Origin of the sequence: Actinokineospora auranticolor, assembly GCF_041897805.1 — a bacterium.
GTDB classification, from domain to species: Bacteria; Actinomycetota; Actinomycetes; order Mycobacteriales; family Pseudonocardiaceae; genus Actinokineospora; species Actinokineospora auranticolor.
In genome coordinates this window covers 2,204,289-2,224,272 of the sequence record NZ_CP154825.1, presented here as the reverse complement: position 1 = coordinate 2,224,272, position 19,984 = coordinate 2,204,289, and the positions used below count along the sequence as shown (strand labels likewise).

At 70.7% G+C, this 19,984-nt stretch carries 17 protein-coding genes; 9 read left to right on the top strand and 8 right to left on the bottom strand.

Annotated elements, in window-relative coordinates:
• Positions 1-132 precede the first annotated feature (132 nt).
• Entirely contained in the window at positions 133-1,236 is a 1,104-nt protein-coding gene (locus V5P93_RS10330; RefSeq protein WP_245931753.1) for a hypothetical protein, read from the bottom strand.
• Positions 1,237-1,630: 394 nt separating this feature from the next.
• On the opposite strand from V5P93_RS10330, the gene V5P93_RS10325 reads away from it, so the two are divergent.
• Together V5P93_RS10325 and V5P93_RS10320 are read left to right on the top strand one after the other, a co-directional pair.
• Positions 1,631-4,603, top strand: coding sequence for a tetratricopeptide repeat protein (locus V5P93_RS10325; RefSeq protein ID WP_146108377.1), 2,973 nt, complete (start codon positions 1,631-1,633; stop codon positions 4,601-4,603).
• A 229-nt stretch (positions 4,604-4,832) separates the two neighbouring features.
• A complete protein-coding gene (locus V5P93_RS10320; protein ID WP_104483152.1) occupies positions 4,833-5,012 on the top strand; it encodes a hypothetical protein in 180 nt (59 codons plus the stop codon).
• A 26-nt stretch (positions 5,013-5,038) separates the two neighbouring features.
• Here V5P93_RS10320 and V5P93_RS10315 read toward each other — a convergent pair whose 3' ends face one another.
• On the bottom strand, positions 5,039-5,503 hold the full coding sequence (locus tag V5P93_RS10315) for a helix-turn-helix domain-containing protein (protein WP_245931754.1): 465 nt from the start codon (positions 5,501-5,503) through the stop codon (positions 5,039-5,041).
• A 655-nt stretch (positions 5,504-6,158) separates the two neighbouring features.
• Between V5P93_RS10315 and V5P93_RS10310 the strand changes: the two genes are divergently transcribed.
• The 3 genes from V5P93_RS10310 to V5P93_RS10300 are packed head-to-tail and all read left to right on the top strand — an operon-like array spanning position 6,159 to position 9,773.
• Positions 6,159-7,817, top strand: a complete 1,659-nt coding sequence (locus V5P93_RS10310) for an FAD-dependent oxidoreductase (RefSeq protein WP_219824195.1) — start codon at positions 6,159-6,161, stop codon at positions 7,815-7,817.
• Entirely contained in the window at positions 7,814-9,220 is a 1,407-nt protein-coding gene (locus tag V5P93_RS10305; RefSeq protein ID WP_104483154.1) for a sensor histidine kinase, read from the top strand. The genes V5P93_RS10310 and V5P93_RS10305 overlap by 4 nt, the downstream gene beginning before the upstream one ends.
• 40 nt (positions 9,221-9,260) lie before the next feature.
• On the top strand, positions 9,261-9,773 hold the full coding sequence (locus V5P93_RS10300; RefSeq protein ID WP_104483155.1) for a hypothetical protein: 513 nt from the start codon (positions 9,261-9,263) through the stop codon (positions 9,771-9,773).
• Between the two features lie 246 nt (positions 9,774-10,019).
• Here V5P93_RS10300 and V5P93_RS10295 read toward each other — a convergent pair whose 3' ends face one another.
• From V5P93_RS10295 to V5P93_RS10285, 3 genes are all read right to left on the bottom strand, one after another.
• The gene (locus V5P93_RS10295; protein ID WP_245931755.1) at positions 10,020-11,021 is read right to left on the bottom strand and encodes an acetamidase/formamidase family protein; all 1,002 of its coding nucleotides are present in this window, start codon (positions 11,019-11,021) and stop codon (positions 10,020-10,022) included.
• The gene (locus V5P93_RS10290) at positions 11,018-12,403 is read right to left on the bottom strand and encodes an APC family permease (protein ID WP_104483156.1); all 1,386 of its coding nucleotides are present in this window, start codon (positions 12,401-12,403) and stop codon (positions 11,018-11,020) included. The genes V5P93_RS10295 and V5P93_RS10290 overlap by 4 nt, the downstream gene beginning before the upstream one ends.
• Before the next feature lie 96 nt (positions 12,404-12,499).
• The gene (locus V5P93_RS10285) at positions 12,500-13,006 is read right to left on the bottom strand and encodes a MarR family winged helix-turn-helix transcriptional regulator (RefSeq protein ID WP_104483157.1); all 507 of its coding nucleotides are present in this window, start codon (positions 13,004-13,006) and stop codon (positions 12,500-12,502) included.
• A 97-nt stretch (positions 13,007-13,103) separates the two neighbouring features.
• On the opposite strand from V5P93_RS10285, the gene V5P93_RS10280 reads away from it, so the two are divergent.
• On the top strand, positions 13,104-14,210 hold the full coding sequence (locus tag V5P93_RS10280; protein WP_104483158.1) for a cytochrome P450: 1,107 nt from the start codon (positions 13,104-13,106) through the stop codon (positions 14,208-14,210).
• 802 nt (positions 14,211-15,012) lie between these two features.
• Here the strand turns inward: V5P93_RS10280 and V5P93_RS10275 are convergent.
• Positions 15,013-15,489, bottom strand: coding sequence for a MarR family winged helix-turn-helix transcriptional regulator (locus V5P93_RS10275; protein WP_245931756.1), 477 nt, complete (start codon positions 15,487-15,489; stop codon positions 15,013-15,015).
• On the opposite strand from V5P93_RS10275, the gene V5P93_RS10270 reads away from it, so the two are divergent.
• Entirely contained in the window at positions 15,488-16,591 is a 1,104-nt protein-coding gene (locus V5P93_RS10270) for an ABC transporter substrate-binding protein (RefSeq protein WP_104483160.1), read from the top strand. The two genes, V5P93_RS10275 and V5P93_RS10270, sit on opposite strands and share 2 nt — an antisense overlap.
• Positions 16,592-16,894: 303 nt before the next feature.
• Here V5P93_RS10270 and V5P93_RS10265 read toward each other — a convergent pair whose 3' ends face one another.
• Together V5P93_RS10265 and V5P93_RS10260 are read right to left on the bottom strand one after the other, a co-directional pair.
• On the bottom strand, positions 16,895-17,017 hold the full coding sequence (locus V5P93_RS10265) for a hypothetical protein (RefSeq protein WP_281261700.1): 123 nt from the start codon (positions 17,015-17,017) through the stop codon (positions 16,895-16,897).
• 188 nt (positions 17,018-17,205) lie between these two features.
• Positions 17,206-17,919, bottom strand: coding sequence for a Clp protease N-terminal domain-containing protein (locus V5P93_RS10260; RefSeq protein ID WP_104483161.1), 714 nt, complete (start codon positions 17,917-17,919; stop codon positions 17,206-17,208).
• 255 nt (positions 17,920-18,174) lie between these two features.
• Here V5P93_RS10260 and V5P93_RS10255 point away from each other — a divergent pair, with 255 nt between their 5' ends.
• Positions 18,175-18,777, top strand: coding sequence for a DUF11 domain-containing protein (locus V5P93_RS10255; RefSeq protein WP_104483162.1), 603 nt, complete (start codon positions 18,175-18,177; stop codon positions 18,775-18,777).
• Between the two features lie 318 nt (positions 18,778-19,095).
• On the top strand, positions 19,096-19,899 hold the full coding sequence (locus V5P93_RS10250; RefSeq protein WP_181043920.1) for a glycosyltransferase family 2 protein: 804 nt from the start codon (positions 19,096-19,098) through the stop codon (positions 19,897-19,899).
• Positions 19,900-19,984 lie beyond the last annotated feature (85 nt).

The window sequence follows — 19,984 nt, the reverse complement described above, 5'->3', positions numbered from 1 at the left end:
CATCGGCGATGCCGCGCCATTCGGCCGCGGCCCAGGTGCGGACGACCAAGGCGTCACCCACACCCAGGGCCGATGTGGACCACCGGGCGATGTGCACCCCTTCCGCGAGGCGGGTCAACGTGATCACGGTCATCACGACACCCTGGGGGACAACGGGATCGGCGTGGCCGCGGGCCAAGCGGGCTCCGGCAGGTCGAGCAACCGGTAGAGCACCTTGCGGAACCGCGCGTGCGCTCCACCGGGCACACCGGAAACCGTGCGCACCACACGGGAGGCGGCCACCGGCGGCACGTGCGCGAGCTGGTCGCGCAGGGACCGGTCGAGGTCGAGCAGCGGCACCGCGCGGCGCAGCGCGGCGGCCGGGCTTTCGGGCCGCAGGTGCCCCTCGGGCCAGGTGGCCAGGCACACCCGCTTGCCGAGCGCGGCGGCGTAGGTCGTGGTCGAGCCGTGGTCGCCAACCACCGCGTCGGCGGCGACGGTGGCGGCTTGCCAGCCGCGCTCCGGGGGTACGACCAGCAGCCCGCCTGCGACCGCCCCGGCCAACCAGGAACGGATCTGCCATTCGCCGTGCACCGCCCAGATGTTGGGATGCAATACGGTGGCCACCTTTGTCCCGGTACCGGAAAGCTCGGCGAGCAAACGATCGTAGAGGGTCGGACACCGCCCGAACAGCGAATTGGGCGACCAGGTCGAACTGACCAACACCAACTCTTCCCCGGACTCGACACCGAGCGCCGAGCGATATCGGTCGCGGAACTCCACACCGGCGCGCAGGCTGTCGAAACACACATCTCCTGACAAAAACGAGACACCCACAGCCTCTGGGCATCTACGCCGCAACAATCCCATCTCGGCCACTGTGGGAATGGCCAACGCGGCAGGCAGCAAACGGCCGCGATAGGTCAGCAACTCCCGGTCGACCCCGGTCGTCTCCCGACTCACCTGCCCACCCTTCCTGCTGTGCCGACGCGACTTGACCGCCCCGACGCCGTGCGGGAGCAGGAGCAGCTTCCCGTGCACCTGCGCGATCCCCCGGTGGCTGGCGCCGAGCACCGCGTCCCACTCGTGCCGCACCGCTTGCCCCCACGGCACGACCAGTCCCCCGAGCCCCGCGACGAACCGGTCCACCCCGTGCCACGTGGTGTCGTCCTCGCGCGGGACGGTGAACACGACCTGCACGCGGTGGTCGCCGTCGAGCACCGGGAGCAGGTCGAGCAACCGGTTCCCGGCGGTCATCGTCGGGACCATCACCAACACCCGGCGGGCGCCGCACCGGGTAATCCGCCGCTCGGCCCCCAAACCCATCGGGCCGCGAATCCAACTCTGCGTTGCCATTGTCGCCTCCGCACTTTGTTATGCCGCAGACCGGCGCTAACCAGCGTCCTGAGCCGAACTCTCGTTTCCTGCACCACACCTGCGTCAAAAGGCTGACAACGCGGAACCAACGGCGTAGGCCGAACGTGGGAAGCGCGCTCGAACCACCCGGATTTCGTTCGTCCAAGCGGCTGACTTTCACTTGCCTTTCAGTGTGTGCGCCAAGACACAGTCACTACACTTCCTCCCGGCGCCCAGCGCATTTCGCTGCTCCAAACCAACGGTGTCCGGGGGGACCGGTCGAGAGGTGAAGCTGGTGGAAGCGGCATTCGGCATCCTCGGCCCCACCGCCCTACGCCTGGACGGAGTCCTCGAGGCGAGGTGGAGCTACCCCAAACCCCGGGCGCTGCTGACCACGATGCTGCTGCACCCCAACCGCAAGGTGCCCGTGGCCACCCTGCTGGACTGGATCTGGGGCGACGACGACCGCCCCCGCAAACCGGACGGTGCCCTGCACAAGTACGCCACCCAGATCCGCACCCGCCTCGAACGGCTGCCGATCCACGCCCACTTGCAGGCCAAGTCAGGCGCGTACCTGCTGGACACCACGCGGGGGGCAATCGACTACTTCCAGTTCCGCGACCTGTCGACCGCCGCTCAACGATCCCGCGAAAGCGATCCAGCCGAGGCCATCCGCCTCGCCGAGGCCGCGCTGGCCCTGGTCCGCGGCAGGCCCTTGGAGGACCTGCACTCCCGCAAAGCCGACGCCTGGCGCACAGCCTTCGAGCGCAACGAACTCACCCCGACCCACGCGGCTCGGCTCGGCGCCTTGGTCGAACTCGGTCGGGCGGGCGAGACCCTCCCCCTCCTCGACGACCTCCAGTCCGACAGTCCGGACAACCTGACCTTCCACAAACTCCGCCTCACCGCCCTACAAGCCCTCAACCGGAACGAGGAGGCCGCTGAGTACTACCTCGACCTCCACCGCGCGCTCCGGCAGGCGGGTGAGCACCAAGCAGCCGACCACCTGCGGCAGCACCAGAACAGCCTCATCGCGAAGGAAAGCGGTACCGCCGCTGTCGCGTACGGAGCGACCGGTTTCCCGATCCGGCAGCTCCGGCACGGCATCCGCGACTTCATCGGCCGCGCACAGGAGCTGGCGGCACTCGATGCCGCCGCCTTCGACCACGACGGCAACCCGATACCCGGCGTGGTCGTGCTGGAAGGTATGGGCGGCGTGGGGAAGACAACCCTGGCGGTCCACTGGGGACGCCGATGGCGCGCGCGGTTCCCGGACGGTGACCTGTTCGTCGACCTCAACGGCTTCGCCGCGGACTCGGAGCCCGCACTGACCCACGCGTCCGTTGTGGACGAACTCCTCGCGGGTCTCGGCGAGGAGCCGGTCCTCTCGGCCACACCGCGTTCCCGCGAGGTGGCCCTGCGGCGAACGCTCGCGAACCGCCGCACATTGGTGGTACTCGACAACGCACGCAACTCCGAACACGTCCAGCGACTGCTGCCCCTGCTGGCGGACGGCTTGGTCGTGGTGACCAGCAGGCAGACGTTGACCACGCTGTGCGCCTCTTACGGCGCCAAGAGGATCACCATCAACCCGATGTCCACGGCGGAGTGTTCGCGACTGTTGGCAGTGCACCTCGGCAGCGAGACACGGATGTACGGCGACCTGTGCGAGGAGCTTGTGCGCTTCTGTGGCGGCCTGCCCCTGGTCCTCACCGTTGCCGCGCACCACATCGCAGACTACCGCCATCTGCGCTCCAGCACACAACGCGATCCCGCGCGGATCCTGCTCGAACTCGGACTCACCGCCGACGGCGACCTCTCGCCCCAGACCGCCTTCTCCGCGACCTGCCGCAGGTTGCCACAAGGTCCACAACGACTGTTCCGCTTGCTCGGCTTGCACCCCGGACGCGAGTTCGCGATCGCCGCGGCGGCGTCCTGTTCCGGTCGCCCCGAGGTCGAAACCCGCGACCACCTCTCCGCTCTGGTCGGCGCCCACCTGCTCGAACGCACCGAAGCACCCGACCGCTACCGCCTGCACGACCTGCTCAAGGAATGCGCCCACACCCTCGCGCACACCGATGAGTCCCCGCCCGACCGCCGAGCCGCTGAACGTCGCGTGCTCAGCTTCTACCTGACCTCCGCCACCGCCGCCCACGAAACCCTGTACCCCGACCACGCGACGGGACCGCCGCTGGACCCGGCACCACAGATCTCCCCCGTGGGGTTCACCGAACCGCACACCGCCCGGGCATGGTTCCGCGACGAGCACACGAACCTGACGTCGGCCATCGCCCTCGCGGTCAAAACGGCCAACCACGACTACGCCTGGCGACTGCCCCACGCGGTGCGCACGTACCTCGAGCGACACGGCTACAGCGAGGACGCCAGGGCCGCCCTCGAGACAGCGGTCGCCGCGGCACGTGCGGGTGGGGACCACGAGGCGGAGGCGTCGTCGGCCAATGACCTGGGCCTGACCTACATGGCCCGTGGGCAGTTCACCGACGCGCGTCACTGCCTGCACCGTGCGCTCGAGTACGCGGACCGAGCGGAAGATCACCGCGCCCGCGGTGTGATCCACTTCCAGTTGGGCCGGTTGGCACTGTTGCTCGGCTCGCCCGCAGAGGCTGTCCCCCTCCTGCGGCGGAGCCTGGACCTCGCTCGTGCGAGCGGCAACACCGAGGCCAAGCGCTGGACGCACCAACAACTCGGCGTGGCGCTGTGCGCGACGGGGAGGTTGGACGAAGCGCTGCTCCACCTCCGCGAGGCGCAGCACCACGCCTTGGAGGCACGGGACGAATCGGCCCAGGCGCGGGTTCTCGCGGGTATCGGCGCGGTCTGGGCCGTTCGAGGCGAGCACAACGACGCGGTCGCCTACACCACCACCGCGCTGCGGACCGCCGAATCGGCCCACGACGCACCCGCGATCGTGGAGATCCGGCTGGCCCTGTCCGAGGTCGAGCGCGCGCGGGGCGCGGCGCGCCACGCGGAACAGCACGCGCGGCAGGCCATCGCGCTGGCGGGACAGATCCGGCACGCCCCCTTGCTCGCGCGGTGTCTCGAGGCCCTCGGGGACGCTGTCGCCGACCTGGACAGACCGAATGAGGCGAGAACGGCCTGGTCGGAGGCGTCCGCGCTGTACAAGTCCATGAGCGATCCGGCGCGGCGGCAGGCCGTTAACACCAAACTCTCGACGCTACCCTCCGAACTCAATACCACCACAAGAGGGACGCCGATCGAGTGGCCGGAGCGCACTCAACCACTGAAGTGATGCCGCCAATCCCGCGACAATCCGCCACACACTTCACTCGATCGAGATATTATCTTTCTACAATCGGCGATTTATTCGCTTTTCGTCGCTGATCAACAGCACTATACGAGCAATTCTCACACCTAGTAGTGCACCAAAAACCGCCTACAGCATAACCATGGGTTGACTCACCCCATCGAGGGCGGCACCATAGCCCGCGTCACCGGCGCGTCTATGCGACGCCCGGAGGATGGACAACCCCGGTCGCGACGCGTTCGCACTGTCTGAGAAGGCGGATTTCTTGTACCGAAAACTGGGTGGCGCGACTTTGTTCGCGGCCCTGATCCTCGCGTTCGCTGTGGTGACGTGCACCTTCACCGCCAAGGAACAGCCCGTCCCCACCTCGGTCGCCTGGTGGAGCCACTTCTGAGTCGACGGCAGTCCGCTGAGGACGGCTCAGGGCTGGTCGAGTTCCCGCGCGGCGGAACGACCGGTGATCCGGTTGAAGAGGTCCGCCTGGGAAAGTCCACAGAACATCGCGAGTTCGGCCACGAGCTTCGGTTCCAGTTGCACCACCGGTGAATCCGGATCCCGCGTCAACTGGGTACGCGCCCAACGGCGCATTGGTTCCAAGGCGGGGTCGCGATCCCGGACGACCGCGCGGAGGTCGACCGCGCACACCATGTGATGCGGGTCGGCCTCCGCCAACCGAATGGCGGTCTCGAGGACGTACGGGGCGTTCAAACCCAGCGCTTCGCAGATGGCGACGAACCGGCCGATGGAGCACTGCCTGATCGCGAGTTCGTAGGTGGCCACCGTTTGCGCGTGCACCCCGGTCTCCAGCTTCGCGACCAATTGTTGTCTGGACCACCCCAGGTTTTCCCTCGCGGTCCTGAGCTGGTGCCCGATCGCGCGCAGCAACTCGGGCTTGGTCAGCACTCGTTCCGGGCGGTCGCTCATCGTGCCCCCTCCGAGTTCGCCGTCCGCGCGCACCGACCGCTCGTCGAGGCTCCTGGGGACAGGCCGACCCGGTCCTGCCGGCACATCTCGCCCTCCCCCGCATCGGTGTCGCGGTTGTCCGCGTTACGCGACACCGCACGAGCGTGCGCACGCGCGCGGAAACAACCGCCAACGAAATGTGCGCGGCGGCTGCTCGATCGCGCTAATGCCAACTGATACTCCCACAAACTCGCTCACTCGCGTACCCCATCCGAGCGGAACAACCCAACCCGGCCGGGCGTACCTGACAGGACGGGGAATGTCCGACCGGATAGCCTCGACCAGCCCACCGACCAATGCCGGAATTGGCTCAACCGAACGGCCCGACTGTTCTCAAGCGACAGTTGGACCGGTCCACAAGAACCGATGCGACACGTCGCTCGGTCGGTGATCCCGGTCTCATCAACCAATAGTTGCCGGGTATCACCCAGTGTTGTCGAACCAGCGAGCCAGCTCACCGATTTCATCCACAAAGGACGAAACAACGCCGCTGGTGCACCCGTTGGGGATGAGGTGGTTTCCGGGTCGTCCGCCCGGGTGATTGACTGGCCCCATGACGACGACCGAGGGGCCTCGGGTGGCGCGGCCTTCGATCCTGACCGTGGACGACGACCCCAGCGTGTCGCGGGCCATCGCCCGGGACCTGCGGCGGAAGTACGGGGAGCAGTACCGGGTGGTGCGGGCCGAGTCCGGGGCTCAGGCGTTGGAGGCGTTGCGGGAGATCAAGCTCCGGGGTGAGGACGTCGCCGCCTTGTTGGCGGACTACCGGATGCCGAGGATGAGCGGCATCGAGTTCCTGGAGCAGGCCATGGACCTGTTCCCCGCCGCGCGCCGGGTGCTGCTCACCGCCTACGCCGACACCGACGCGGCGATCCAGGCGATCAACGTCGTCGACCTCGACCACTACCTGCTCAAGCCGTGGGATCCGCCGGAGGAGAAGTTCTACCCGGTGCTGGACGACCTGCTGACCTCCTGGTCCGCCGCCGACCGCGGGCCCGTCCGGCAGATCCGGGTCGTCGGTCACCGGTGGTCCGCCAGGTCGTACGCTGTACGGGACTTTCTCGCCCGCAACTCCGTCCCCTACCGCTGGCACGCGCTCGGCGAGGACCCGGAGGGCGACCGCCTGCTCACCGCGGCGGGCGAGGACGGCACGCGGCTCCCCGTGGTCGTCACCGAGGAAGGCGACGCGCTGGTCGAGCCGTCCGACGGCGAGCTGGCCGCGCGGGTCGGGCTGTCGACCACCCCCTCCACCGACTTCTACGACCTCATCGTCGTCGGCGGCGGACCCGCGGGCCTCGGCGCCGCGGTCTACGGCGGGTCCGAGGGCCTGCGCACGGTGCTCGTCGAGCGCATGGCGACCGGCGGCCAGGCCGGGACCAGCAGCCGCATCGAGAACTACCTCGGCTTCCCCGACGGCGTCTCCGGCGAGCAGCTCACCGAGCGGGCGCGCAGGCAGGCGGCCAAGTTCGCGGTCGAGATGCTGACCACGCGCCAGGTCGTCGGGCTGGAACCGCGCGGATCGGCCCGGGTCGTCCGGTTCGCCGACGGCACCGAGCTCGCCGCGCACACCGTCATCCTGGCCACCGGCGTCTCCTACCGCCTCCTCGACGCCCCCGGCCTGCCCGACCTCACCGGCCGCGGCGTCTTCTACGGCGCCGCCACCACCGAGGGCCCGAGCTGCGTCGGCCAGGACGTCTACATCGTCGGCGGCGCCAACTCCGCCGGTCAGGCCGCGATGTACTTCGCCAGGCACGCCCGCCGCGTCGTCATGCTGGTGCGCGGCGACTCCCTCGACCGGTCCATGTCGCGCTACCTCATCGACCAGATCGAGGCCGTCGACGCGATCGAGGTGCGCACCTGCGTCGAGGTCACCGGCGGCGACGGCACCGACCACCTCGAGACCATCACCATCCGCGACAACCGCACCGGGGCGTCCGAGGTCGTGCCCGCGTCGTGGCTGTTCGTGTTCATCGGCGCCGCGCCGCGCACCGACTGGCTCGACGGCACGCTTTCCCGCGACGGGCGGGGTTTCGTGCTCGCCGGACCCGATCTGGTGATCGGGGGCCGCCGCCCCGCGGGGTATCCCGACCGCGACCCGTATCACCTGGAAACCTCCGTGCCCGGCGTCTTCGTCGCGGGCGACGTGCGGGCCGAGTCGGTCAAGCGCGTGGCGTCCGCGGTCGGCGAGGGCGCCATGGCAGTCAGCCTGGTCCACCGGTACCTGGAGAAGCTGTGACCCCCGACGAGCTGCGCACCCTGTTCCTGTTCGAGAGCCTCGACGACGACCGGATCGGTTGGCTGGCCGAACACGTCGAGACCACGACTTTCGCCGCGGGCGAGGAGATCCTCACCGAGGGCGCCCCGGCTACCTGCTTCTACCTGCTGCTCGACGGCACGGTCTCGCTGCACCGCACCATCGGCGGCGACCAGCCGGAGATCTCCCGCAGCGACACGCGCGGCGCGTACTTCGGTGCCACGCAGGCATACCTGGAGATCGAGGAGCGGCACACCTACCAGATGACGGTCCGCGCGGTCACCGACGTGCGACTCGCCCAGCTGCCCGCCACCGAGTTCGGCGCGGTGATGCGCGAGTGGTTCCCGATGGCGATGCACCTGCTGGAGGGCCTGCTCTGGGGCATGCGCAACAGCCAGGCCGTCGTCGCGCACCGGGAACGGCTGGTGGCGCTGGGATCGCTGTCCGCCGGGCTGACGCACGAGCTGAACAACCCGGCCGCCGCGGCGGTGCGGGCCACGGCCGCGCTGCGCGAGCGGGTGGCGGGCATGCGGCACAAGCTGGCCATGCTGGCGGGCGGCGCCATCGACCCGACCGCGCTGCCCGCGCTGGTCAAGCTCCAGGAAGCGGCGGTGGAGCGGGTCGCCAAGGCGCCGGAACTGGGCGCGCTGGAGACCAGCGACGCCGAGGACGAGCTCAGCGACTGGCTGGAGGACCGGGGCATCTCCGACCCGTGGCTGCTGGCGCCGGTGCTGGTCGGCGGCGGCTTGGACGTGGAGTGGCTGTCCACGGCGGTGGCCGAGTGCCCGTCGCCGGTCGCCGACCCGGCCATCCGCTGGCTGGCGTACACGGTCGAGACCGAGATGCTGATGAACGAGATCGCCGACGCGACCACGCGGGTGTCGACGCTGGTCGGCGCGGCCAAGCAGTACTCGCAGATGGACCGGGCCCCGTTCCAGGTCGTCGACGTGCACGAGCTGCTGGACTCCACGCTGGTCATGCTGGGCGGCAAGATCGGCGACCGGGTGCGCGTGGTCAGGGACTACGACCGCGGCCTGCCCCGGATCTCGGCTTACGCCGCCGAGCTGAACCAGGTCTGGACCAACCTCATCGACAACGCGGTCTCCGCGATGGACGGCGACGGCACGCTGACCGTGCGGACATTCCGCAACGGTGAGCGGGACCTGGTCGTGGAGATCGGCGACACCGGCGAGGGCATCCCGGCGGAGGTGCGGGAACGGATCTTCGAACCGTTCTTCACCACCAAGCCGGTCGGCGAGGGCACGGGCCTGGGGCTCGACATCTCGTGGCGGATCGTGGTGAACAAGCACCACGGGGACATCAAGGTGGAGTCGGCGCCGGGCGACACCAGGTTCCAGGTCTGGCTGCCGCTGAGCGGGGTGTGATCGCGCTACCGTGGTGGCGGGACAACACAAGGAGCCTGCCGTGGCCGGTGGCCGACAACGCGAGCTGTGGCTCGCGACAGCGGCGACGGCCGTCGTGGCGGTCACGGCCCTGGTGATCGCCGGGGCGGGCGACGAGCCCGCCGGGGCGGCCCCGGGCGACCCGGCCATCCCGACCCCGGGCGTCGGCTGCCCGCCGCCGCGCGCTCCTTTTCCGCCGGAGCCGGACTTCGGGCGCGACCAAGTCGGCCCACCCGGCCCGCTGCTCCCGGCGACGCCCCCGGACACGGTGTGGATCTGCGCCACCCGGGCGGAGCACACGATGCCCGCCCGAGAGGTCCGGGAGAAGACCGCCGAACTCGTCAAGACCATCAACGACCTGCCCGCCCCGTGGCCCGATGCCTGCACCGCCATGGGGGGCTCCCAGTTCGACCTGGTCTTCCAGTACGGCCCCGACCGCGTCGTCGTCGAGGTCGACCTCAGCGGCTGCGGCCCCATGCGGGTCGGCCGGTGGTACCGGGCGGGCGGCAGGGCGCTGGCGAAGGTCCTGCAGTAGCGACCGCGGCTCGGGCGCAGGGCGCGCCGATCGACCCCGAACATCCACTCGCCTCCAGACCACAATCCGCAACTGGCTTGGGGAGATCATGACCGGTCCCGGTGCCGGAAATCCATCGCACGATCGGGCTGTGCCACCGAGGGGAAAACGGCGCTTCGCCCACCGAGTCGGCAAGTGCCCGCTTCGCGTTGGGCCGAGCGGGTGGGTGAGGCGGGGTCACCCTGCGCGGACCCCGCCTCTCCCGGCTCAGCGTTGGTTCAGGTAGTGCGTCGCGGTGGTGCGGAGGCGGGTGTGGACGTCCTCGTAGGCGCGGGTTTCGGCGAGGTACCGCTTGGGGAGCTTGGCGAGCATCGTGTAGTTGGTGTCCACGACGTTGCCCGCAGGCGCGAGGCCCGCCTGGCTGACGAACTGGTACGCGTCCAGGGCGTCCAGGGACAGGAGGTCGGCTGTCCAGGTCACCAGGTCGTGCTGGCTGATGCGGAAGGCGTCCTCCAGGGGACGCGCGGTGCCGGTGGACATGAGGTGGGTGTCGGATTCCAGGCGGGGCCAGGGGGTGGACACGCCCTTGATCAGGTCGACGACGATGACCGTGGACATGGCCGCTTCGACCGCGGTGCCGCAGACCTCGCCCTCGCCTTGGCGGCAGTGGCCGTCGCCCAGGGAGATGAGGGCGCCGGGGACGTTGACGCCGAAGTAGGCCGTGGTGCCCGCGCGCATTTCCGGGGTGTCCATGTTGCCGCCGTGGGCGCCCGGGGTGATGCTCATGATCACCTCGTGGGCCGCCGGGGCGACGCCCACGGTGCCGTGCATGGGGTCCAGGGGGAGTTCGATCGACAGGTCGGAGTCGCGGGCGTTGAAGCGGCAGATACCGCGCTCCGCGTCGACGTCGTAGCGCCAGACCCGTTCGGGGAGGGCGTCGTGGAGCATGGCCGTGGTGTGGGTGGCCGTCAGGGCGCCGAAGTGGGGGAAGGTCGTGGAGATGGCCCAGTCGCGGGTCGGGCGGATGTCGACGAAGTGCACGGCGACGGTGTCACCGGGTTCGGCGCCTTCGACGGCGATGGGGCCGGTGACCGGGTTGAGGTAGGGGAAGGTGCAGACCTGGCTCGGCAGGTCATCGATCCCGCGCACGGCGCCACCGAAGCAGTCCTCTGTGGATAGTTCGACAACCGTACCCGGTGCCACGGTCATGGCGGGCGCGCGACCGCCGAACGCGTACGCGGGCTCGGATTCCAGACGGACGACCCTCACTTCGACTCCCCCGCGATCCCGGACAGCTCCGGACGACGTCCGGTCACCAAAAGTCCGATTAGGACGACAACCCCGATGCCCAGCCACACGAACCCGGTGGTCTGCGCGGCCACCTGCGCGTTGATCACCACGTACGCCAGGATGCCGAACCCGATGACCGGCGCGATCAGATGCTTCCACCAGTCCTTACTGCGGTTGCGCACCACGTAGTGCACGACGACCGACACGTGCAACACCAGGAACGCCGTCATGGCACCGAAGTTGACCAGCGAGCTCAGCAGCGAGACCCCGTCGTCGCGCGACTGCATGTACAGCCCGAACCCCAGCGACACCGCCGCCACCAGCAGGGTCGCGTTCACCGGCACGCGCCGGGTCGGGTGCACCTTGGCCAGGAACTTCGGCAGCTGCCGGTCGCGCGCCATCGCGAACAGCAGGCGGGACGTCGCGGCCTGGGCCACCAGCGAGTTCGCGAAACCCCACGACACCGCGGTCGCCGCGGCGGTCAGCGTGGCCAGCCAGCCGCCGCCCGCGACCCGGGCCGCGTCGTAGAACGAGGTGCCCGCCGCGTCGCCGTTGGCGATCAGGGCGGCCGGGTCCGGCACGAGGAGCGCGGCGACCCAGGTCTGCACGATGAACAGCACGCCGGTCAGCAGCAGCGCGGCGATCATCGAGCGGCCGATCGCCTTGGCCGACTCGCGGTTCTCCTCCGCCAGCGTGGAGATCCCGTCGAAGCCGAGGAAGCTGAGCACCGCGATGGACACCGCGCCGAAGATCAGCGGCCAGGAGAACGTGCCGCTGTCGAAGATCGGGGTGAGGTCGAAGCCGCGGCCCTTGCCCTGCGCCAGCGCCACGACGCCGATCACCAGGAAGATCGCCAGGATGATCAACTGGCCGACCAGCATGACCCGGTTGACCTTCGCGGTCATCTCGATGCCGAAGAAGTTGACCGCGGTGTTGAGCAGCACGAACACGACCAGCCACAACCACACCGGGATCGCGGGCAGCAGCGAGTTCATCGCGATGCCCGCGATCAGGTAGAGCAGGCTCGGCACCAGCACGTAGTCGAGCAGGATCATCCAGCCGGACAGGAACCCGACCGGTGACGCGATGCCGCGCCCGGCGTAGGTGTAGACCGAGCCCGCCATCGGGAACGCGCGCGACATCTGGGCGTAGGAGTTGGCGGTGAACAGCATCGCCAGCATGCCGATGGCGTAGGCCAGCGCGACCATGCCGCCGGAGCCGGAGAACACGGTGCCGAAGATGCCGAACGGCGCGATCGGGACCATGAACACCAGCCCGTAGACCACCAGGTCGCGGAAACCCAGCGATCGACGCAACTCCTGGGTGTAGCCGTACTGCGCCAACCCGGCCTGTTCGCTCATGGACCCTCCTCGCCGACGCGGTGCGCGTGTGCGGCGAAGCGTAGACAGATTCCTTCCATTTGGAAATAGTCGTCCGCGAACCGGTGTCCGCGCAGGTCACACGGTCGGCGGGACCGGCTCGGGTGGCCCCTCGGCGAGCACCGCGGTCAGCGTGGCGCTCATCTTGAACAGGAACTCCTCGAACTGGGCGACCTGCTCGGCGGGGTACTCGTCGACCAGCGCCTGCACCCGGTCGACGAACGGGCCGAAGAACACCTTGGCCGGGTGCGCCATGGCGGGGTTGGTCCGCAGGGTCACCACGCGGCGGTCGGCGTTCTCCCGGGTGCGCACGACGTAGCCGAGCCGCTCCAGCCGGTTGAGCAGGTTCGCGGTCGCGCCGGTGGTCAGCGAGACGCGCTCGCTGAGCCGGGTCGGCGTGAGCGGGTCGCCCTTGTCCTCGGCGTAGAAGATCTCGACGAGCGCGGTCGCGTCGGTCGAGTGCAGGCCGAGCCACGCGGCGAAGCTGTTGGCGAACTCGCCGTAGTCCGCGCCGAACGCGCGGAACCCCTCCAGTACGCGGTTTGCGTGCTCGCCGCGGCCGGCGGGCTGGTGCGAGTGGGTCACCGGATCTCGTTTCCGTCGAGCGCGGTTGGGTGTTGACAACCTACCCCCCGGACTCGATAGCTTCACAGTGAAGCTACTTCACCATGCAGGAGGGGTTATGCGGGAAGCTCCATACCTGGGTGACGTCGACCTGACCGCGGCATCCGTGCGCGGCCTGGAGGAGCCGAGCCCGCTGCGCCGGGTGTTGCGCGCGGCCGGGCCAGTGGTGCAGGTCGACGCCCCGGCGGGCGGCCGGGTGTGGGTCGTCACCGAGGACTCGGTGGCTAGAGAGTTGCTCGTGCACCCCGGTGTGGTCAAGGACCCGGGCAGCGCGCCCACGGCCTGGGACCGGGTCGGCGCGGGCCTGGAGCCGACGGCGGCGGACCACCCGTCGCTGACCACGCTGGACGGGCCCGCGCACGCCGAGGCCCGCCGGGCGCACGCGCCGATGTTCACCGCCGCGCGCATCCAGGAGTACACCGACCACATCCGGTCCGTGGCGCGCGAGCTGCTGGCGGCCTTAGCGGACGAGGCGGACCTGGTCGCGGACTTCAGCGTGCGGTTCCCGCTGACGGTGGTCCTCGACCTGCTCGGCGTGCCGCGCTCGAAGGTCGACGAGGCCAAGGCGGCCTGCGGGCAACTCGGACTCGACCAGGGCGACGCGATCCGGCGGCTGCTGGCGGTGGCGGGGACGGCCGAGGGACCGGGGATCGCCCAGCAGCTGCGGCAGCGCATGCCGGACGATACCCCGGACGACGAGGTCACCTACTACGTGCTGGCCATGCTCGTCGCGGGTCAGATCACCACCGACCGGTCGGTGGGGTTCGTCGTGGCCCGGCACTTGAGCGCCCCGACCGATGAGCCCGCCGCCGAGTTCGTCCGAGGGGTTCTGCGCGACCACCCGGCCGCGCCGTTCGGCCTGTGGCGGTTCACGACGGCGGAGGTGGATCTGGGTGGGGTCCGGGTGCCCGCCGGGGCCCCGATCCTGGCGCACACGGACGGCATCAACGAGACCACCGCCCGCGACCTCACGTTCGGCGCGGGGCATCACTACTGCTTGGGGGTGCATTTGGCGCAGTTGGAGCTGACGGTGTTGGTGGAGGTTCTGCGCGCGGACTATCCCGATGCGCGGTTGCTGGTTCCGGGGTCCGAGCTGCGGCAGGTCATGCCGGGGACGATTCAGGGAGCGCGGGTGGAGACGCTGCCGGTGCGTCTGCGGGGCTAGCTCTCCCGGGGCGCAGGTTGGCGTGGTCTGGCGACTGGGGCGTTCGGCGACGTCGAGCCTCGCCGAGTCGTGTCAGGGTGCTGCTTGGGGCGGTGGCTGGGGTGATCGGTCTGGCTGTTCGCGGAGAGCTGTGTGGCCTTGATCGGGTGAACTTGCTTTGCGTGGGGCCTTACGAGCCTGCGGTGGGCTGCTGGGCGTGTGGGCGTGGGTGGGCTGTGCGCGTTGGGTTTGTCCGGCTGTTCGCGGAAAAGATGCGCGGCCTCGATTGGGCGAACTTGCTTTGCGCGGGGCCCCTACGAACCTGCGGTGGGGAAAAGCGGTGGGAGGGGCAAGCCCACCCCACCCGCAGGCGAGCTTGGCAGGCCCGTCCCCCCACGCAAAGCAAGTCCACCCAATCAAGGCGTGTGGCAGGGCCGCGTTGCGTTCTGGGGGGCTTGGGCTCAAGCGGCGGTTGAGGGGTGGGTCCGGGGAGGAACGGAACAGCTCGGACCGGGTGGCGGGAACACGTTGCGCCGAGTGGCGGGTTGGGCTTCTGCGGCGGTTGAGGGGGCGGTCCGGAGAGGAACAGAACGGCCTGGAGCTGCGGCGGGGACATGTCGCGCTGAGTGGGGGCTGGGGTTCTGCTGCGGTTTCCGGGGAATGGGTGGGCAACGGCCGAACGCCTGGTTGGAGACCCGGCCCGCGAGTTCGTGGACGAGCGGCTCGAAGGTGCCCGGTGGTTGGGCCGTGCGGCGACGCCGTGATCGTGCGCGGACCGGCCGCCGGGGCCGGGCGCGAGCCGGGGATCGCAGCGCCCGCGGGGCTAGCCCTCCAGGGATCGCAGCAGGGCGGACAACTCGTCGACGGCCTGGTGGCTGAGGCGTTCGGCGACGCTGTGCTCGTGGGCGGCGGCGAGGGCTTCCAGGCGGTCCAGCTTGGTGCGGCCCAGCTCCGAGATGTGCACCGACACCCGGCGCCGGTCTTGGGGGGAGTGGCCGCGGAACAGGAGCGCCGCGTCGACCAGGCCGTCGACCAGGCGGGTCAGGGTGGGGTGGGGGATCTCCACGGCCACGGCCAGCTCGCCCATCGAGCGGCCGTCGGGGGCGGTGACCAGTGCGCGCAGGACGCGCCACTGGTCGACGGAGGCGCCTTCCTCCTCCAGGCGGGTGCCCAGGTCCCGGGCCAGCGCCCGCTGCGCCCTGGTCAGCAGATCGACCAGGTCGGGCACGCGGGTATCGCGTTGACCAGCCATGATGAGCCTTCCGCCGTGGACGACACGGCGAGCATACTGTCCGGTCATGGACCCCACCTCGGTTGTGCGCGCGGTTGTGCGGGACCGGGTGGCGGTCGCCGTGGGCGGGCCGGACCCGGCCGTGCTGCGGCTCGGGCTGCTGCTGCCGCTCTCCGGCGCGCTCGGGCTGACCGGGCCGTCCGGGTTGATGGCCGCCGCGCTGGCCGCGACCGAGGTCAACACCGCGGGTGGGGTGGCGGGTCGGCCGGTCGAACTGGTGCTGGTCGACGCGGGTCGCGCGCCCGCCGAGGTGGCGTGCGAGGCCGTCGAGACGGCGGTCGACGCCTTCGTCGGCTTCCACACCAGCGACGTGCACCGCGCGCTGGAGACCGCGCTCGGCGACCGCGTCCCGTACATCTTCACGCCGCCGCACGAGGGCGGCACCCGGCGCGCGGGGGTGGTGCTGCTCGGCGACAGCCCCGGCAGGCAACTCGCCCCGGCGGTGCGCTGGCTGGTGAACCACCGGGGCCTGCGGCGGTGGGCGCTGGTCGGCAGCGACTACATCTGGCCGCGCGCCGTGCACCGGGTCGCGGGCGGGATCGTGCGGGGGCTGGGCGCGGAGGTCGTGACAGAGCGCTTGGTGCCGTTCCCCGGGTCGGGGGTGGCCGCGGAGGAGCTGGTCGACGCCATCGGCCGCGCGCACGCGGACGCGATCCTGCTCAGCCTGGTCGGCCGCGACCTGGTGGCGTTCAACCGGGTCTTCGCCGAGTCGCCGCTGGCCGCCAGGGTGGTGCGGCTGTCGGGGTCCCTGGAGGAGAACGGCCTGCTGGCCGCGGGCGGGGACGACACGGGTGAGCTGTACGCGGCCATGCGGTCGTTCGCGGGCCAGGGCGACGAGCGCCGCGTCGCGCTGGCGGAGCGGCACCGCGCGCTCTTCGGACCCCGGGCTCCCGTGCTCGACGCCTACGCCGAGGGTTGCTACGACGGCGTCCACCTCGCCGCGGCGCTGGCGGCGGCAGGCGACCTCACCGCCCCCAGAGCCCAACCGGCGACGGCGGCGCTGCTCGCCACGACCGACTGGCCCGGCTCCCCGGCGGGGCCGCCGCGCCCGACCACCTACCTGGCCCGCGCCGACGGGCTGGACCTCACGGTGATCGCGCCGCTGTTCTAGTGGTCGGGGCTCGTCCACGGTGTGGCAGGCAAGGCGCCCCAACGGCCTCGTACTCGGTCGTTTCGGCAACGCGGCCAAGCGCGTCAAGGCATGGTCGACAGCGGCGGCGATGACCGGCCAGATGATGGCGGGTTCATGTCGTCGGGGGTGCTGGCGGACGACAGGGAAGCAGCCGGGTCGGTGGGTGGGGAAGGGGTGTGGCGGCCGATTCACCGGAACAGCCCGGGTGACGGTTGTCCACAAGGGACTGACCTGGGCTGTCCGGGCGAGTCGGGCCCGGCGGTCCGACGTCGCGGTGGCGCCTCAGACTTCCGCGTGCTGCAACGGATCGTCGCTCGTCACGGGCGCCAACGGCGTCGGCTCCAGGCGTTGCATCGCCACGGCGCCGAGCATCAGCACGAACGGCATGGTGAGCGCGATCCACATTGGACGGTCCCCTCTCGGCGTCGGTCTGATCCCACCGTGCAGGTACCCCACCCCCACCCGCGCCACACCGAAGGGGGAGCGATGTGGCCTGAGTCACCCGTTCGGGTCATGCCTGCCGCACCAACCGGTGCCGAACGCGGCCGGTTTTCCCACGGCGACAACAGTGGAGCGCGCGTTCCCCGGGGTGGTCAGGCCCCGGCCAGGCCCGCGCTCTCCTCCAGCCGCGTCAGGCGGTCGAGGATGGGGGCGAGTTCCTTGCGCAGGGCGGCGGCCATAGCTGCCGCGGGGTCGGTCGCGCCGGTCTGGGCCCGCAGGTGCACGTACCCCGCCAGGGCCGCGACGACGGCGGCGCGGACCGCGCGCGGGTCGGCGCCCGCGGCGCGCAGGGTCTGACCTCCCGCGCCGTCCGGTTCACCGAGCAGGCCGAGCAGGAGGTGTTCGCAGCCGATGTAGTTGTGCCCCAGGCTCACGGCCTCGGTGACGGCCAGCTCCAGCGCGTTGGCCGCCTGGCCGCCGAAGCGGTCCGCCCGCCCGTCCCCAGTGGACAGCGGGACGGTGATGGCGGTCGGGTCGACCTCGACCGCGCGCAGCACGTGCAGGGCCAGGTTGGTGCCCTCGACCAGCAGGGCGTGCAGCAGGTGCTCGGTGCCGACCTGCGCGGCGCCGTCGGCGCGGGCCCGGTCCACGGCCAGCCGGATGACCTCCCTGGCCCGCTGGGTGAACTGCGTCAACCGCTCCGTCGGGTCCCCCGACGCCAGCTCCCCCAGCACCGTGGCGCGGATCGCGGTCACGCGCTTCACCGACTGCTCCAGCGCCCGCTGGCACACCGCGGACACCGGCACCCCGGACTCCTTGACGGCCTCGGCCAGGTCGTCGGGCAGGTAGACGTTGATCTTCGGCATCGCCAACCCCTCTCGTTCGTGTACCCCTATAGATAACCCCATATAGGCGCATAGGTCAAGACCGGTACTGCCACAGGGAAACCGACCGGCGGCGACCACACGATCGGGTGGCTCGACCGGGCATTTCCCACCGTGATCCGTAGGGTGGGGCCGCGCCCGGAGCGTGCCGCGATCGGCGCGGCGGGCGCTGATCACGACCCCATCCGCCCGGCACCGGTGTCCGGCCGCGGACCAGTCCGCGAGCTAGGAGACGACGTGATCGCCACCGCCTTCCTCTCCGCCGCACTCCTCGCGTCCCCGCCCGTGGCGGGCGAGGGGGAGGCGAACGTGGCCGCGGCGCCGGTGCTGAGCATCTCCGTGGACAACGCGCGCGCCGACGCCGCGGCGGGCGACCGGATGACCTACACCCTGCGGCTGCGCAACCTCGGCACCGTCGACGTCACCGACCTGCGGCTCACCCAGAGCGTGCCCGCCGGGCTGCGCTTCGACACCGCCGAACCGGCGGGCACCGCGGCCGGGTCCGGGGTGAGCTGGCAGGTCGACATCGAGCCCGCGGGCGAGACGGTCATCCACTCCACCATGACCGTGCTCGAATCCGACGCGGGCCAGCCGAGGGCGGCGACGGTGGCCTGCGCGCGCACCGCGGACGAGGCGCCGCCGCTGGTGTGCGCGTCGCACTCGGCGCGGCTGCGCGGCGAGGCCGGGTCCGCGGACGACTCCTGGGCCAACCGCAACCGCTGGTACCTCGCGGGCGGCGTCTTCCTGCTCGCGGGCATCGCGCTGTTCGTCGTCCGGGTCCGCGGTTCCGCGATCGGCGCCGACGACGCCGCTGGTAATGGCAACGAGGACAACCACTGACCGACATTGGTTGTTATTTTCCTCTTGGATTGTTTGCCGCGTTGAGGAAGCGACCGACAACCGACGGAGTGTAGCTCTGTCGCGTTTTCGCTGCCCGTTGGCACCAAAGAAGTCGCGGCCGGTGCGCGCGGTGCGCGCACTCGCGCGGATTGTTTGTCCCCGAACGCCCGGAACGTCCAGGGACTTTTCATTCGAATGGCCCAACGGTCCCGGGGAACGAGTCCACGAAGTCGGCGTGACCGCTCGGCGAATTCGGTAACGCGACCGGCCGCGCGGCGATTAAGAGAATGTTTGCGGCATCGCGCAAGGGGGATGAGCATGGATGTCGTTGTGCCCGCGCACAACGAGGAAGCCGGTATCAGCGCCTGCCTGGACCGGCTCGCGGAATCGACCGCGGTGGGCAAAGTCGTGGTGGTGGCCAACGGGTGCGCCGACCGAACCGCGGAAGTGGCGCGCGCGCATTCGAGCGCGCCCGACGTGGTGGTTCTGGGAACCGCCGGGAAAGCGGCCGCGCTCAACGCCGGGGACGCCCGCTGCACCGGGTTCCCGCGCGCGTACCTGGACGCCGACGTCGAACTCGGCGGACGCGCGCTCGACGCGCTGGCCGCCGCGGCGGCCCGGCCGGAGTTCGAGGCGGCCGTGCCCGCTGCTCGGATCGACCTAACCGGGGCGTCCTGGGCGGTGCGGCGCTACTACGCCGTGTGGCAGCGGCTGCCCGCCGTCCACCGGTCCAGCGCCGGGCGGGGCGTGTACGTGCTGGACGCCCGCGCGCACGACCGCCTGTTCCCCCTGCCGGGAGACCTGATCAGCGACGACGGCCACGTGAGCGCGTCGATCGAGCGGCGGGTGGTGGTACCCGAGGCCGTGGTGACCGTGCGGGCGCCCCGGGACCTGGGCAGCCTGGTGCGCAGGCGGCAGCGCGTGCACAGCGGGAACGCGCGGCTGGTCCGCGCGGCGGGCCCCCCGACCGGGGTGCGCACGGTCGTCGGGTTGCTGCGCGACCGGCAGGCCTACATGGCCGACGTCGCGGTGTTCCTGGCGGTGACGATAGCGGCCCGGGCGATGGCGAACCTGCGGCGCGGGCCGATTGATTGGGGCACGGACCACTCCAGCCGAGGTTAATGGTCTGGACAACGGCAACAATTCACCGAACACCCGAGCCCGCTCGATTGCCGGAATCGAGCGGGCCCGCGTGCTGTGTGGTTCA

Bases quoted from the DNA above. Each gene is read 5' to 3' on its own strand.
- V5P93_RS10330 (WP_245931753.1), bottom strand. From the start codon at position 1,236: ATGACCGCCGGGAACCGGTTGCTCGACCTGCTCCCGGTGCTCGACGGC.
- V5P93_RS10320 (WP_104483152.1), top strand. From the start codon at position 4,833: ATGGACAACCCCGGTCGCGACGCGTTCGCACTGTCTGAGAAGGCGGAT.
- V5P93_RS10290 (WP_104483156.1), bottom strand. From the start codon at position 12,403: ATGAGCGAACAGGCCGGGTTGGCGCAGTACGGCTACACCCAGGAGTTG.
- V5P93_RS10280 (WP_104483158.1), top strand. From the start codon at position 13,104: ATGCGGGAAGCTCCATACCTGGGTGACGTCGACCTGACCGCGGCATCC.
- V5P93_RS10270 (WP_104483160.1), top strand. From the start codon at position 15,488: ATGGACCCCACCTCGGTTGTGCGCGCGGTTGTGCGGGACCGGGTGGCG.
- V5P93_RS10275 (WP_245931756.1), bottom strand. From the start codon at position 15,489: ATGACCGGACAGTATGCTCGCCGTGTCGTCCACGGCGGAAGGCTCATC.
- V5P93_RS10265 (WP_281261700.1), bottom strand. From the start codon at position 17,017: ATGTGGATCGCGCTCACCATGCCGTTCGTGCTGATGCTCGGCGCCGTG.
- V5P93_RS10260 (WP_104483161.1), bottom strand. From the start codon at position 17,919: ATGCCGAAGATCAACGTCTACCTGCCCGACGACCTGGCCGAGGCCGTC.
- V5P93_RS10250 (WP_181043920.1), top strand. From the start codon at position 19,096: ATGGATGTCGTTGTGCCCGCGCACAACGAGGAAGCCGGTATCAGCGCC.